Here is a 15,175-nt window from a genome sequence, read left to right on the forward strand (position 1 = left end):
ATAAGATAACAGACCTGACGAAGGCTGGGGCAGGTCGACTAAGGCTCTACTGCAGACTTGACCACATCACGCAGCTCAGCCAGGCGGAATGGCTTTTGCAGAAAACCAGCCAGCCCCTTGCCTGCGAACTGCGTATCAATAGTCTGTTCGCCGTAGCCACTCATCACAATGACCCGGACTTTCGGATTGATACGACGCAGCTGGGCAAATGCCGCCGCCCCGTCCAGATGCGGCATCGTCAGGTCGAGCAACACCAGCGGATTGCTGGCGGCCATATCCCGGTACACCTCGACCCCTTCGCGACCATCAGATGCTGTTGCCACCTCAAAACCCATGCGCATCAACATGTGGCGTGCCAGTGCGCGAATGCTCTCTTCATCGTCGATTACCAGCACGGTGCCAGACCCCTGCCATTGTTCAGACTCACTGTCTGTCTTGGCTGACTGTGGCTCCACCCCCGGTGCGGCTGGCAACAACACCTTGAACGTAGTGCCTCGTCCTGGCTCACTGTAAACCCGAATCGCTCCCTTGTGGCCGCGTATTACACCCAGCACCGCTGCCAGTCCGAGACCGCGCCCGGTAAACTTGGTAGTGAAAAACGGATCAAATATACGTGCGCGAACATCAGCAGTCATGCCTTTACCGGTGTCTGCCACCTCAAGATGCACGTAAAGACCTTCTTCCAGGGTGTCATTGATAAAGTTGTCAGCAAGGTATTCCTGATCACACCAGGCCGCACCCGTCGTTATTGAGATCACGCCACTTCTGTCTCCGATCGCATCAGACGCATTGATGATCAGGTTCATGATCACCTGCCGGAGCTGCGTGGCATCGGCCATACATGCCGGCAGGTCTTCTGGCAGTTCAAAGCGCATGACACATTTCTTGGAGATCGAAACCTCCAGCAGCCGGGTGATATCCTTGACCAGCCGGGACAACTGGACCGGCTCTACGATTCGCGATCCTTTACCTGAGTAAGCCAGCATCTGCTGGGTGAGCTCTGCAGCGCGGCGCGCTCCTGTTACTGCTGCATCAACAAACTCTCCGGCCGCCGAATGCTCTGGAAGTTGAGCGCGTGCCAGCTCGGAATAGCCGATGATGCTGGTCAAAAGATTATTAAAGTCATGCGCTATGCCGCCCGCCATGACCCCCAGGCTTTCCAGTTTCTGGGATTGCAGCATCTGGGCTTCAAGCTCACGGCGTTCCTCTTCTGCACGTTGCTGGCGATGCAGGGCCGCAGTAACTTTTGCTACGCGATCGGAGAGTTCCTTGAATTTTGTTGGTGCGCTGTCTGCGTCACGCAATTGAAGTACCAGTTGCGCAGGTTTTTCTTCAGTAGCGGGCGTCAGCAGGTGTATCGAGCTGCGAACACGAAGCGGTTGACCGTTCTCACTCTTTAAAACAATCACACCCGGCAGACGTTCTCGCGTGCGTGACCCGTCTCGAAGGAGTTTGAGCACATCGGCCTCAGCACCATGCGCAATTGCTAACAGCGACTGGCCATCGATCGACTGACGAGAATTGGTCAATAAGCGTCTGGCAGCACGATTTGCGCCCAGAATAAGGCCGTCGCTGGCAACCACCAGCAAGGCATCCTGCAACAGCTCAGCGGCCTGCAGGAAAGATATGTCAGAAGTCTTGCTGCTCACCCGCGAAAATACTCTCGGCCAGTAACCTGCTCCTCCATGGGCAGGTTAAGGTGGATGACTACTCTGCAGCCTGGAGCACCTTCGGCAATGGTTTCTTCAAGATCAACCCGGGCATAGCCCAGATTTTCAGCGGTAATATTTCCAAACACGTTGGATGTCATCATGCACAGTGCGGGGCGGCCCTCTATCTTCTCAGCAAAAGGACAGTGGGTATTGCTCAAAACGATGCGTTCGTCGTTCTGCTCGACAATTGAAAACCCGCCATTGATGCGTCGCTTAAGATCGACCAGAACATCCGCTACCTGCTCTCGATTCAAGCGCCGCTGGGAAAGTGCCTCGCGATAGCTTTTGTTGAGCTGATCACCTATGCGCTGGCCCACCAGACTGACAAAACCTGAGGCCTCTTCCATACCAACAACATCCTGCAGCGCGCCGGCCAGTTCACGCAACATAGAGCGCATGAATACGTCGCGCTCCAGCGGTATATCAAGCTCTTTTACCGGAATCTTTGACTGATAGGACTGAGTCATAGCTGGCATCCTGCTTGTTGTTGTCGACTAACAATACCACAACTGCAGCCTGACGGGTGCCCCTCTTCAGGCTGCTTCCGCACTGATATCCTGAAAGGCTTTTACCAGCACATCGGGATCCTGTGCACCCGAAATCAGGTATTTCTTATTGATAATAAAGGCCGGCACTGAGTTCACGCCCGCGCGCTGGTAAATCGCCTCGTCTTCGCGGACTGCGTCAGCAAATTGATCGGACGCCAGCACCTTGCCAGCAGCTGTCACGTCCAGGCCGACAGATTTAACGCAATCCAGCAGTACTTCATGGTCGGATACATCCAGGGCGCGCCCAAAGTAGGCCTCGAACAGGGCCTGTTTCATCGCGGTCTGCTTTCCCTGCTCTGCGGCCCACTTGACCAGACGATGGGCGTCAAAGGTATTGGCCGTCCTGCGCTCCTGTAACTTTTCAAAGTTGATTCCCAGCTCTTTGGCAATGCTCATCATATTGCCCTGCGCCTCGCGCATTTCGTCCTCATTGCGGCCGTATTTGCGGGCCAGCGCCGGCAGGATGGGTTCGCCCTGACCACTCTGGGTGGGATTCAGCTCAAAGGCATGCCAGTTGACCGTAAACTCGTGCTCGGCTTCCAGCTGAGCCATGGCGCGCTCCAGACGGGCGTAGCCAATGGCACACCAGGGACAGGCAATGTCGGAAACGATGTCGATCTGGATGTTTGTCATGTCAATATCCTCGCAATTCAGACAATGACCGTATGCTAACACGGCAGCTGGCTTGCCGGAGGATGATGGAAGAGCGGCGGCTGTTTCAGACCTCCTGACTTTCACGCACCAGCGCCATCAGCTGCGCGCGATTTTTCACGTAGGTCTTCTGATAGATGCGTGAGGAGTGGTCTTTGACGGTCTGCAGCGAGATAAACAGCTCGTCGGCGATTTCCTTGTTGGTTTTGCCGGCGTAGATGCCCCTGAGTATGTCAGCCTCGCGCTTGCTGATACCGTGTTTGACCAGAAAATCATCCAGCGACAGCTGAGGCCGCATCAAGCCCTCAGTGGCCTGGTAGGTGTAAACCACAACCAGCGCGGTATTCAGCAGATAGAAGTACAACACAAATACCGTGTCGAAGTGCTGATAGTCTGTCAGAGAACTGAATACGGTCAGGTGCATAAGGCCGGCTGCCGCCGCGAGCGCTATCAGCAGTCGGCGTCCCTTGTCGGTGACAATTTCCTGCTTTCCCGTCGCAAGAGTTGCCGCTACCACCAGCAGACTGACCATCGCCAGTGATGAGCAAAACAACCGCACTCCGTCCATAAGGGGCCCCGCCCACAGGTACTGGCTAGCAAAAACGGCAGCACCTCCGATCATGCTGATGCCCAGCAATAGCGGCCAGGACCGCTGCTGCACGCGCGCTACCCATAACAGAACCATGATCAGGCTGATCAAAAGAAAAGGGGCACCCATCTGCGCCACCAGGGTCGCCACACCCTCCACGTTGTCCATTTGCAAAAATCCGGACAGCAGAATATCACTCCACAGGCTGTAATAGCCGTACACATACAGCAGGATGAGAAAGTACTGCAGATAGTGAAAGCTATTACTGTTGCGGGTCTGGCGAAATCGAAACAGCACCAGTAAACCACCCGCTGTGATGGAAAGGCACAGCATAAAGCTGATCCACAGAGGCAGGCTGTTGATGTTGAAGTTATTAAAAAGACTCATTAGCGCTCAAGGAATCTGGCCCGGGTAACTTGTGGTCTGGAATATAGCACCGGGCCACAATTCTGACCCCCTACCAAAGTAGTAAATGGCATAAAAACACAAATCACTACTTTGGTAGGTTGGCAGTATTGCGCATCAGACCTAGTGTTGGCATCACGAGAGCCCTGTCACTCTCCCTGCAAGACTCAACCAAAGGTGGAGATCGCCATGAACGATGAATTACAGGACAACGTTTACAAAGAAGACTTCGAATTGGGCGTAGGAAATGCACTTGGGCGCGGCTGGTCCGAGATGCGGGAGAACTTCCTGGTATTCCTGCTGGCCGTTCTGGTGCTCACCGTTTTTATGATGCCGGTCAACATTGATGGTGACGACCATGGCGACGTCTCAGCCCTGATTGGTATCCTGGAGACGGCATACCTGGTTCTGCTGTATCCCATCATCAACTATGGTGCTGACATGATTTTCCTGCGTGGAGTGCGCGGAGATCGGGTAGAAGTGAAAAGCATCTTTGATGGCTTTGATAATTACGTGAATGTCATTCTCGCGTCATTGCTGACAGCCGGCCTGATAGGCATTGGCCTGGTGGTTTTTATCATCCCTGGCATTTATGTCGCCTGCCGTCTGGCGTTTGTCTCCTACCTTGTCATGGATGAAGACCTGGATCCGATCGCAGCCGTGGAAGCCAGCTGGCGTCTGACCCGGGGACACACCTGGCGAATTTTTCTGCTGGCCATTGTGTCGATTTTTGTATTCGTTCTGGGCCTGGTATTGCTGATAGTGGGTGTATTCCCGGCGCTGATCTGGATCAAGGCTTCCTTCGCGGCTCTGTATCTGGCAATCACCGGCGAAGAGGAAGTGGTTGAAACTGTCAGCGAAGACTAGGTTCGACGGCCTTAGCCTCGTCTAGCGCCGCGACGACTGTTGTCTGGACTCGGCGGGGCTGCAGGTTCCAGCCTCGCAGTGTTCCCGCCCGGTGAGCAGGCGTGAGATACGATGCCGGTGCCGGGCGAAAAACAGATACACCCGATCAGCCACGGGACGGATCAGCGGCCAGCGCAACCAGTTTACCCGCCAGCCCTTACCCGCCAGATTCCACGCTCGCGCGGTCACATCAAGGCCGTACAGCAGGGTTCCATCATCCGTTTCGCCATGCAGAATACGATCAGCCGCCACCGGATCAATATGCGGAAAACGTTCACTGAAATCCGGCTGGGTGATATCCTGGAGCTCCACCTGGCCCTGACGGTCCGCCGCAGCCAGCTGTTTCATTTCGGCTGCACAAAGCGGGCAACTGCCGTCGTAGAACACACGCAATTTCATGCAAATCTCCGCAGTTAGGTCGGTTATCCACTTGTACGTCAGGAAGCCTCTTCTCGATCAGGACGCCCGCCAGCCTGTTGCGGCTGGACAATTCTCCGGGCTGGCGCTACCTTTCAGGAATAATGAACCCGTGAAAACTATAATCTTTGTTGATAAGGCAGCTCCATGACTTCACTACCAGCCGACGGCCTCGTTGTTGTTGCCAAGGCAGACTGTCCTACCTGCCGACTGATCGAACCCCTGCTGACCGATCTTGCCGCTGCTGGCCCAATTCAGGTGCTCGTCCAGGATGACCCTGAGTTCGCGGCCAGCCTGCCGGGCACTCACTTTGACCAGAGCCTGGAACACTCCTGGCGGCTGAACACTGAGTTTGTTCCAACCCTGATACGCTTTGAGAATGGGCAGGAAACGGCGCGCACTTACGGCTGGGACAAGGCGGAATGGCGGGCGATCAGCGGGCTCACTGACCTTGGTGAAGAGCTGCCAGTCATGCGCCCCGGCTGCGGCTCTAAAACGCTGGAACCTGGCATCGCGGAGAAGCTCGAACTGGAGTTTGGCGATACAAAGCTGCAATCACGCGAGATTGATGTCAGCGCCGAAGATGATGCCATCGAAGCCTGTTATGCCCGCGGCTGGAGTGATGGTCTGCCAGTGGTGCCGCCAACAGCAGTGCGCGTGCTGCGCATGTTAAAAGGCACCCAGCGCGACCCACAGGAAGTCATTGGCATAATGCCGCCAGATCTGGTCCCGTGCACCATTGAAAAAGTCGCCATCAACGCCGTCATGGCCGGCTGCAAACCCGAATACATGCCGGTGCTGCTGGCAGCGCTGGAGGCGTCACTGGATGATGACTTTGGCCTGCATGGCCTGATCTGCACCACCATGTTCGGCAGCCCCATGATCATGGTCAATGGTCCGATCGCCAAAGCCATCGGTATGAACTCAGGCAATAATGCCCTGGGGCAGGGTAATCGCGCCAATGCAACGATTGGGCGGGCCTTGCAGCTCATCATACGCAATGTAGGCGGCGGCCGACCCGGGGAAATTGACCGGGCCACGCTCGGCAATCCCGGCAAATACACCTTCTGCTTTGCCGAAGCCGAGGACAGCGACTGGCTGCCCCTGGCACAGGAGCGCGGCATTCCGGCGGGTCGCTCCGCTGTGACTATTTTCCCTGGTGAGGGTGTGCAGGGCATCATTGATCAGAAGTCGCGCGACCCCGAGTCGCTGGCACGGTCTATCGCCGAATCATTGCGTGCGGTGGACAATGTCAAACTGGCCATGGCGGGCGATGCCGTGCTGGTGGTGGCACCCGATCATGCACGTATTTTTATCGAGGCTGGCTGGTCCAAGCAGCGCCTGCGAGAGACACTTGAACAGCTGCTGTTGGCTCCGGGCGAAAACCTGGTGGTGGGCGCACGCGGCATGGCCGAGGGTATTCCGGAAAAATTCAGAGATAAACAGGTGCCCAAGTTCCGACCGGGCGGCCTGTTGATAGTCCGCGCCGGTGGCACAGCCGGCCTGTTTTCTGCGATCATCGCCGGCTGGGCCGCCTCTGGCCCGGTAGGCTCTTCACCTGTCACACGAGAGGTTACATTATGAACGAATCCATTCTGCTGGATCCGACGGCCGAGAACGCCCCGGCCGAGCGGGCCCGACTGCCCAGACCCGATAATCTGGATGGCAAGGTCGTTGGTCTGCTGGACATTTCCAAACCGCGCGGCAATGTTTTCCTTGATCGCATCGAGGAGCAACTGTCGGCCATTGGCGTTTCGGTCAAACGCTACAGTAAACCCACATTCACCCGCCCTGCCCCGACTGAGCTCAAGCAGCAGATAGCGGGCGAAGTGGATGTGTTGGTAGAAGGTCTGGCTGACTGAGGATCGTGCACGTCGTGCTGTATGCATGACATAGCCGATCTGGAGTCACGACAGATTCCGGGAGTTGGAGTTGCCTCCACTGAGTTTATTGATGCGGCAGCTGCACAATGCAAAACGCTGGGTTTCGATCCGGCCATGGTATTTGTGCCGCACCCGATTCAGAACCGCACCGACGCGGAAATGCGCACCCTGGCCGACGAGGCTCTGGGTGAAATTCTGCGCCTGCTGTGTGCAGATCAAAACCTCGGCGGGACAGCCGGGCCCAGCTGAGCCAGAAAAGGGGGCGTGGATGTGAGTAGCGCCCCCAGTACACGCCCACCTTCGGTTGACAAAACACTTGCCTGGCCAGGTGTTAAAGATTTGATCGCCTGCCATGGCCGCACGCTGGTTCTGGATGCACTGCGTATAGGTCTGCAGCGATGGCGCGACGGCCTGATTCATGATGAACAATCCCTGCTCTCTGATGTTCGCACCCGCCTGGAAGATTGGCTGACGCCCTCCTTCAAGCCGGTTTTCAATCTGACTGGCACTGTCATTCACACCAATCTGGGACGTGCGCCCCTGCCACCTGAAGCCATTGAGGCAATGACCGCTGTCGCCAGCGGTGCGAGCAACCTGGAGTATGAGCTGGACAGCGGGCGGCGCGGCGACCGCGACGTTCATGTCGAAGACTTGATCTGCCGTCTGACCGGCGCGGAAGCTGCCACAGTCGTCAACAACAACGCTGCGGCAGTGCTGCTGGTACTGAACGCCCTCGCCTCGCGAAAGGAGGTCATTGTCTCGCGCGGGGAACTGATCGAAATCGGTGGTTCATTCCGCCTGCCAGACATCATGACGCGCGCTGGCTGCAAACTTCGCGAAGTCGGCACCACCAATCGCACACATACACATGATTACGTCGATGCCATTGGCAAATCGACTGCACTTTTACTTAAAGCACACACCAGCAATTACGCTGTGCAGGGCTTCACCAGCAGCCTGAGCGAATCGGAGCTGGCTGCGATAGCCCATGATCATGGCATACCCCTGGTGGTGGACCTGGGCAGTGGCTCTTTGATCAACATGCAGGATCTGGGACTGCCGGCCGAGCCAGTGGTTCGCGATGTACTGGCCCAGAGTGTCGATGTGGTCACCTTCAGCGGCGATAAACTGCTGGGCGGACCACAGGCCGGTATCATCGCCGGGCGTGCAGACCTGATTGCCCGCATTCGCAAAAGTCCTCTAAAACGCGCACTGCGATGTGACAAGCTTACGCTGGCCGCCCTGTCCGCCGTGCTCAGGCTTTACGCCAACCCGGAAACACTCGCCCAGCGCATCCCGGTACTGCGACTGCTGGCCAGGGAACAGACTGCTATCCAGACGACAGTTGAAGCTCTTTTGCCGGCGCTAAGATCCTGGACCGGCGACAGCATCGACGTTGATGGTACTGATACGCTCAGCCAGATTGGTTCCGGTTCCCAGCCCCTGGACCGACTGCCCAGTGCAGCACTGCGCCTGCGCAGCCAACTGGGCAACAAACGCGCCCGCAGTCGGGAGTTACGGGAACTGGCCAGCCAGTTGAGACAGCTGCCTGTGCCAGTCATAGGCCGCATAGCCGATGACAGTGTGCTGCTTGATTGTCGTTGCGTCGAAGACCCAGACACCCTTGCCAGCCAATGGCTGTCACATCGTTATGTGCCGGAGACAGCGGCTTGATTATCGCGACCGCAGGTCATGTCGACCATGGCAAGACCACTCTCATCAAAGCTCTGACTGGCAAAGACACCGACCAGCTGGCTGAAGAAAAACGCCGTGGTCTGACCATCGACCTGGGATTTGCCTGGCTTCACGACAAGCAGGCAGGCGCGCTGTGCTTTGTTGACGTGCCGGGTCACGCGCAATTTATCCGCACCATGCTGGCTGGTCTGGTCGGTGCGCATGCCGCCCTGCTGGTGGTCGCCGCCGATGAAGGTCTGATGCCACAAACACGTGAACATCTCGCCCTGCTGGACCTGCTTGCTATTGATCGCGGCATCATCGTCATAAGCGCTGCAGATCGCGCCAGCCCGCAACAATTAGATGACTGTCTGGGCGCTATCCGGTCTCTCATCACGGATAGCAGTCTGGCAGGCTCACCTGTTGTTGTAACCGATGCCGTCAGCGGCCTCGGGATGGGCGAACTGCAGACATGCATCAGGGAATTGGCCCTGACAAACCCGGCGCGCGCCACAGAGGGTTCACCCCGCTTCCTGGTTGACCGGCGTTTCACCGTTTCAGGGGCAGGTTGTGTGGTGACAGGCACGCTTATGAATGGGAGGCTGAACTCAAAAGAACCAGTCGCACTGCAGCTGGCCGCCACTGAAGGCCAGCTGCGCCTGCGAAGCATCCAGATTGACGGAGAACCTGCAACTGAAATCGTCAGCGGGCAACGCGGTGCCTTAAACCTGACGGGCGATATCAACGAGGCGCACCCACAGCGCGGTGACTGGCTTCTGGCTACCGACAAGGTGCAGACCAGTCAGCGACTGGATGTGCAGCTACGCATGCTCCCGGACCAAAATGTGCACCGTGGCACACTGCAGATTCTCAGCGGCGCCACAGCAGTCAGCGGTCGACTGGTCTGGCTGGAGGAGTCTTCCGGGTTGGCGCAACTGTTGCTCGACAAACCGGTGCACAGCATTGTCGGTGATACAGTGGTCGTGCGTGAACCTGCTGCCAATATCACGCTGGCTGGTGGTCGTGTACTGGATCCGCAGGGGCGTCAACGCGGCCGCAGCAAGCCCGGGTCGATTGCGCGGCTACGGGCACTGGCTGGCATCCGATCTGCCGCCGATGCGCTATCTATCGAGCTTCAACACCAGGCTGAGATTGAGTTACCCAAATTCGCGCAACGCTGGAATTTGAGCGAATCGCAGTGCAACAAGCTATTGGCAGGGTCCGATGTCGTTAAACTGGGTGATATGGCTCTCAGCAAAAACCGATGGCAAAGATCGCAATTGCTGTTGCTGGAGTTTCTGACAAAGGCACACGCTTCACAACCTGAACAGCTGGGCACACACCAGCAGTCTGTGCTAAGAGCTGCAATACCTGAACTGTCGCCAGCGACCGGCCTGGCCCTCATCAAACAATTGCTGAACGACGGGCAACTCCGGCGACACGGCAGCATCCTGGCACTGCCTGATCATCAGCCACAACTGCCGGTTGAGGATCAAAAGTATTGGCCACAGATTCGTGACATCATCAGCAAGGCGGGATTACGTCCGCCAATTGTCGGAGAGCTCGGCGATCAGTTGGGATTGCCGCGAGACCAGATGCTTGCCATTCTGCACCGCCTGCAGGCCTGGGGGTATCTGCTGCCAGTGGCTCCCAACCGCTTTTATCTGCCCGAGCAACTGGATGACCTTGCCGCAGTGGCACAGCAGCTTTGCCGTAATAGCAGTGACGGCGGTTTTTTAGCTGCCGAGTATCGTGACCTCTCAGGTATAGGCCGCAACCTGACCATTAAAGTGCTTGAGTATCTGGATCGCGCAGGTGTGACATACTACCGTGATGAGCGCCGATACATGCAGGCAGCCTGGCGTGAGGAGGCCGTTCCGGGCAAGAATTAAGTTGCCATACATGGAAGGACATCGTCCCCGGTGGGGCGCCCGGACTTCAAATCCGGTGAGATGCGCAGCGCGCGTCTGGTGGGTTCGACTCCCATGTCCTTCCGCCATTAATTTTGTTACCCCGCTTTCTGTTTGCGCTTCCTCAGTGTCTCCGTGACCTCCATTAATGTCTCCCTGGTGATACGAATCTTGACTATTCACAAAATATAGGTAAGCTACTTATCTATTAAGTTACTTACCTAAATGCCAGTCACACAGGCAGCCTGAAACATCATGCCCAGCCGCAAACAGACCATCTCCAGAATTCTTGGCAGCTTCCAGATCATCCGGCGCGCCATGCTGCAACAGGTGGCTGCTCACCAGTCGTGCCATGACAACGAAGACAATGTCAGCCTGGCGCAGCAGATGACACTGCTGACCATCGCCGCACGGGGTGCGATGAGCGTCAAGGAGATTGCCGCAGCACGCATGATCAGCAGCAGTGCGGCGACGCAGGTCGTTAATTCTCTCGTCGACAAAGGCCTGCTGATTCGCAGTCAGGACACGCGCGATCGCCGTGCCTCCGTTGTGACGCTGGGCCTCAAATATGAACAGCTGGTGGCAGCCCGAACAGAGAATGCGGCCTCTTACCTGGCGCCAATTTTTGAGGCGCTGAGTGCCGACGAATTACAGGAATACGAGCGCCTTAACAAAAAACTGGTCGATGCCCTGCGCAAGACCAGCTCCCCCGAATAGAAAAGACACCATTCAGGACACAATCACCATGAGTGACACCCAAACCGCGATCACGGATCAGCAACGCCGTATTTCACTGATCGCCATCCTTGTTGTATTCATGCTCGGCGCGCTGGACATGACCATCCTGTCCACCGCCACGCCCACCATTGTGGCCGACCTGAATGGTCTGGAACTGTATGCCTGGGTGACCACGGCCTACATGCTTTCATCAACAGTGCTGGTACCAATTTTTGGCAAACTCGGCGACATGTATGGTCGCAAGCGCATTCTGCTGTGGGGCATCAGTATTTTCCTCGCCGGCTCGGTGCTGTGTGGCATGAGTGGTGAGTTTGGTGATCTGCCCCTGCTCGGTGACGGCATGATGCAGCTCATCATCTTTCGTGCAGTCAAAGGGGTTGGCGGCGCCGCTCTGTTCACCAGCGCCATCGGGATCGTGGCCGACCTTTACCCACCCATGAAGCGCGCCAAGTTCATGGGGCTGTTCGGCGCAATATTTGCGCTTGCCAGTCTCATAGGACCGACCATCGGTGGCCTGCTCACTGATCACGCCAGTGGTGTGTGGTTTGGTCACCCGATTGCCGGCTGGCGCTGGGTGTTTTATGCAAACCTGCCACTGGGACTGATTGCTCTGTACATGGTCGCTAAAAAGATGCCCACGCTTAACAGTCATCAGGGTGGCAAAATCGACTACCTGGGCGCGTCGCTGCTGCTGTTGGTGTTTATCCCCTTCCTCCTCGCCCTGACCTGGGGTGGCAACCGCTACGCCTGGGACTCTGCTCAATTGCTTGGCATGTTTGCACTCAGCGCGGTCTCTCTGATCGCCTTTATTGCCGTCGAGTCACGCACGCCCGATGCGGTCATGCCCCTCGATCTGTTCAAAAGCCGGGTGTTTGTCTTCGCCAATCTGTCCTCGTTCATTCTGGGCATGGCGTTCATGGGCGCGGTGATGTTTATGCCTCTTTACATGCAGGTGGTGCTGGGCGTGGACGCCACAGGCAGTGGCTTTGCCATGTTGCCACTGATGGGCGGACTGATGTTCACCAGCATTCTCAGCGGTCGTCTGGTTTCAAAATCGGGCAAGTACAAGGCCTACATGGTCGGTGGTGTGATCATTTTGGTGGCTGGTGTTTATCTGCTGACACGACTTGATGCCAGTTCCACACTCACGCAATTGAATATTGCCATGGTTGTGGTTGGACTGGGTCTGGGTCCGTCGCAAAGCCTGATCAACCTGATCGTGCAAAGTGCATTTCCGATTGCAAAAATTGGTGTCGCAACCAGTTCTACCCAATTCTTCCGGCAAGTGGGCAATACCGTTGGTGTCGCCATCTTCGGTGCAGTCATGGTCAGCAGTCTGGCAACTGAACTTCCCAGACAGTTACCACAAATGGCAGGCAGCGGCGCGTCAATGAACATGAGTCAGGCGCAGTCCAGTGCCATGAATCCGCAGGCAGTGCAGGACATGGTGCGTGCCCGGTTCGACGCGTATGCCCCGACGGTGGAGCAGGCCTTTGCCGGTGACCGCAGCGCCGCGTCGGAGGTGGTTGGCAATCCCCTGCTGCCTGATGAGTTCAAGGCGCCACTGGTGGAATATCTGGGCAGCAAAAGCGACAGTGCAGTCCCCAACGCGCAGCGCTATCTTGCCGCTTACCATGACAGCATCGACGCTCAGGTAGAGACTGCAGTGACCACCATTCAGCAAGGTACACGTACTGCTTTTTCCAATGCCATCACATCGATGTTCAGTGCGAGTTTGTGGATCTGCCTGATCGGGCTGCTGATTACAGCGTTTATCCCGGTGATTTCGCTGGGAGCACATGGAGAGCGTGAAGCTCAGGCCTGATTGATGGTGACGAGATTGAACCCTTCATCCGCGGTGGGCGCCACAAAATGTTTGCTGACGCTCGCAAACATTTCCTCGGTGTCTGTTGCTGCTCTTTCCGGATGTGACTCGCGCCGCCTGGCGATCTGTTCCAGACACACCGCATCAGACTGGTTGATAAAGATCAGCTGATGCGGCGCATTGATCTCTGAATAAATTGCCCTGAACCATTGCCGCTGCTGCACGGTATTGGCCGGAAAATCCATCACAACATCGGTACCGGCAAGCAGCATATCCTGCACCAGTTTTTTGATTGGCGGTTTGAGGCGACGCGAATATTCAATGTAGTCCTGCAGCGTCTGTATGCAGCCTGGATACAGTGATGCCAGCCAGTCGTCTTCCGACAGCAGAACAGCGCCGCTGGCTCTCGCAATTTCCAGCGATTTTGTGGATTTGCCTGCGCCCATTTTTCCGCAGAAGAAAGTCAATTGACCTGTTTTCATTGTCTGTCTTACCTGTTCGGTGCTGAACCATTCCGTTGGATTTACATCACAAGGGTCATCATCACGAAACTGACAATGTGTGACGCGCCGTGGGCAATAATCGCAGCCTCAAGCCCGTATCGCCAGAACAGAACGCAAAACAGCGGGCAAAATGCTTTCAGACGCAGCCCTATTACCGTATGCTCCCCACTCTCCATCTGACTCCAGTCACAAATGTCACTACCAGGGTTCGCCGCTATGTACCAACGCCTCTTATTCACTATCGTCATCCTCGCCTTCCAGGCAATCCTGGCAGCCCCTGCCCACGCTCAGGGCCGCCCCACGCCGTATCCATTACCGGATGCACCGGTTGTATTGGACAGCGTTACTGCCAACATTCAGGTTTCAGTGGTGGCAGAAGGTATTCCACGTCCATTTGGTTTCGCTGTGCTACCCAACAGCCATATCCTGATTACCGACCGTTATACACCCGCTTTGCGTGTGATCCGCGACGACATGCTTGATCCTGAGCCTCTGCAGGGACTGCCGGCGATCCGCACGGGCTTTCATTCCGGACTACTGGATGTTGAGGCGCATCCAGACTTCGCGCAGAACCAGCTCATTTATCTGAGCTACCACACCGCCCTGGAAACCGAAGGTGAATATGCCATCGCGGTCGGTCGGGCACGCTACGACGGCAGCAATCAGCTCAAAGACTTTGAGCAACTGTTTATTGGCACACCGATGACGATCTCTGGCGGCTCCCGGATGGTGTTCGCTCCCGACGGCAAACTGTTCGTCACCGTAGGCGGTGCAATGGACAGACGCCCGCTGGCGCAGGATCTGATGCGTCTGGAAGGCAAGGTGCTGCGCCTGAATGCAGACGGCACGATCCCCACCGACAACCCATTTGTGGGGCGCACTGACGCACGCCCGGAAATATACTCCTATGGCCATCGCGACCAGTACGCTGTGGCCATTCACCCGCAGACCGGTGAGCTGTTCCACGCCGAGCTGGGTCCACTGGGTGGCGACAAACTCAACATCATCAAGGCAGGTGGCAACTACGGCTGGCCACTTTATGGTTACGGCAGCTATAACGATGGCGAACCGATGGCCAAACTGCCGCGCGAGGGTTATGAATCAGCTCTGCTGATCTGGCAGCCGGGTATCGTGCCGTCCGGTTTGATGTTTTACACCGGCGATGCTTTCCCGCAATGGCAGGGCAATCTGTTTGCCGGCAGCATTCAGCGCGGACGTCTGCCCGGCACCGGCGGACTGGAGCGCGTCGTGTTCAATGAAAACATGTGGGAGCTGCAACGCGAAACACTGGTCACTGAATTACATCAGCGCGTGCGCGACGTGGCACAGGGGCCAGACGGATTGATCTACCTGTTGACTGAAGAAGAAAACGGCGCGGTTCTGCGCCTGGAGCCCGCTCAATAAGCCCGGGGGA

The 15,175-nt window shown here is 56.6% G+C and carries 14 protein-coding genes and 1 tRNA gene; 9 read left to right on the forward strand and 6 right to left on the reverse strand.

The features are described from left to right. Window positions 1-38 precede the first annotated feature (38 nt). The 4 genes from QGM61_RS06090 to QGM61_RS06105 all read right to left on the reverse strand — a co-directional run bounded on the left by QGM61_RS06090 (window position 39) and on the right by QGM61_RS06105 (window position 3,887). Complete coding sequence (locus QGM61_RS06090) at window positions 39-1,649, reverse strand: response regulator (protein ID WP_281132339.1); 1,611 nt, start codon at window positions 1,647-1,649, stop codon at window positions 39-41. After that, on the reverse strand, window positions 1,646-2,179 hold the full coding sequence (locus QGM61_RS06095; RefSeq protein WP_281132340.1) for a methanogen output domain 1-containing protein: 534 nt from the start codon (window positions 2,177-2,179) through the stop codon (window positions 1,646-1,648). The genes QGM61_RS06090 and QGM61_RS06095 overlap by 4 nt, the downstream gene beginning before the upstream one ends. A gap of 66 nt (window positions 2,180-2,245) precedes the next feature. Next, window positions 2,246-2,893: a DsbA family oxidoreductase gene (locus tag QGM61_RS06100; RefSeq protein ID WP_281132341.1), complete on the reverse strand. Its 648-nt coding sequence runs from the start codon at window positions 2,891-2,893 to the stop codon at window positions 2,246-2,248. An 85-nt stretch (window positions 2,894-2,978) separates the two neighbouring features. Continuing rightward, on the reverse strand, window positions 2,979-3,887 hold the full coding sequence (locus QGM61_RS06105) for a helix-turn-helix domain-containing protein (protein ID WP_281132342.1): 909 nt from the start codon (window positions 3,885-3,887) through the stop codon (window positions 2,979-2,981). Between the two features lie 207 nt (window positions 3,888-4,094). On the opposite strand from QGM61_RS06105, the gene QGM61_RS06110 reads away from it, so the two are divergent. Further along, window positions 4,095-4,772 (forward strand): hypothetical protein, encoded by a 678-nt coding sequence (locus QGM61_RS06110; protein WP_281132343.1) that lies wholly within the window; start codon window positions 4,095-4,097, stop codon window positions 4,770-4,772. A gap of 21 nt (window positions 4,773-4,793) precedes the next feature. Here the strand turns inward: QGM61_RS06110 and QGM61_RS06115 are convergent, their stop codons facing one another. After that, entirely contained in the window at window positions 4,794-5,210 is a 417-nt protein-coding gene (locus tag QGM61_RS06115) for a thiol-disulfide oxidoreductase DCC family protein (RefSeq protein WP_281132344.1), read from the reverse strand. A gap of 165 nt (window positions 5,211-5,375) precedes the next feature. On the opposite strand from QGM61_RS06115, the gene QGM61_RS06120 reads away from it, so the two are divergent. The 7 genes from QGM61_RS06120 to QGM61_RS06150 all read left to right on the forward strand — a co-directional run bounded on the left by QGM61_RS06120 (window position 5,376) and on the right by QGM61_RS06150 (window position 13,258). Then, window positions 5,376-6,812 carry a thioredoxin family protein gene (locus QGM61_RS06120; protein WP_281132345.1) on the forward strand — a complete coding sequence of 479 codons (1,437 nt, stop codon included), beginning with the start codon at window positions 5,376-5,378 and terminating at the stop codon, window positions 6,810-6,812. Then, window positions 6,809-7,360, forward strand: coding sequence for a UGSC family (seleno)protein (locus tag QGM61_RS06125; protein WP_281132346.1), 552 nt, complete (start codon window positions 6,809-6,811; stop codon window positions 7,358-7,360). The genes QGM61_RS06120 and QGM61_RS06125 overlap by 4 nt, the downstream gene beginning before the upstream one ends. A 15-nt stretch (window positions 7,361-7,375) precedes the next feature. Next, window positions 7,376-8,785 (forward strand): L-seryl-tRNA(Sec) selenium transferase, encoded by a 1,410-nt coding sequence (gene selA / locus QGM61_RS06130; protein ID WP_411268753.1) that lies wholly within the window; start codon window positions 7,376-7,378, stop codon window positions 8,783-8,785. Then, window positions 8,782-10,677, forward strand: coding sequence for a selenocysteine-specific translation elongation factor (gene selB / locus QGM61_RS06135; protein ID WP_281132348.1), 1,896 nt, complete (start codon window positions 8,782-8,784; stop codon window positions 10,675-10,677). Before selA ends, selB begins: the two co-directional genes overlap by 4 nt. Before the next feature lie 12 nt (window positions 10,678-10,689). Continuing rightward, a tRNA-Sec gene (locus QGM61_RS06140) sits at window positions 10,690-10,784 on the forward strand. A gap of 166 nt (window positions 10,785-10,950) precedes the next feature. After that, window positions 10,951-11,412: a MarR family winged helix-turn-helix transcriptional regulator gene (locus QGM61_RS06145; protein WP_281132349.1), complete on the forward strand. Its 462-nt coding sequence runs from the start codon at window positions 10,951-10,953 to the stop codon at window positions 11,410-11,412. 28 nt (window positions 11,413-11,440) lie between these two features. Beyond that, a complete protein-coding gene (locus QGM61_RS06150) occupies window positions 11,441-13,258 on the forward strand; it encodes an MDR family MFS transporter (protein WP_281132350.1) in 1,818 nt (605 codons plus the stop codon). On the opposite strand, the gene QGM61_RS06155 is transcribed toward QGM61_RS06150, so the two are convergent. After that, window positions 13,249-13,740: an AAA family ATPase gene (locus tag QGM61_RS06155; protein ID WP_281132351.1), complete on the reverse strand. Its 492-nt coding sequence runs from the start codon at window positions 13,738-13,740 to the stop codon at window positions 13,249-13,251. The genes QGM61_RS06150 and QGM61_RS06155 overlap by 10 nt on opposite strands. A 237-nt stretch (window positions 13,741-13,977) precedes the next feature. Between QGM61_RS06155 and QGM61_RS06160 the strand changes: the two genes are divergently transcribed. Continuing rightward, a complete protein-coding gene (locus tag QGM61_RS06160; RefSeq protein WP_281132352.1) occupies window positions 13,978-15,165 on the forward strand; it encodes a PQQ-dependent sugar dehydrogenase in 1,188 nt (395 codons plus the stop codon). The last annotated feature ends 10 nt before the right edge of the window (window positions 15,166-15,175 follow it).

This window comes from Pseudohongiella sp. SYSU M77423 (assembly GCF_029911965.1).
In the GTDB taxonomy this organism is placed as follows: Bacteria; Pseudomonadota; Gammaproteobacteria; order Pseudomonadales; family Pseudohongiellaceae; genus Pseudohongiella.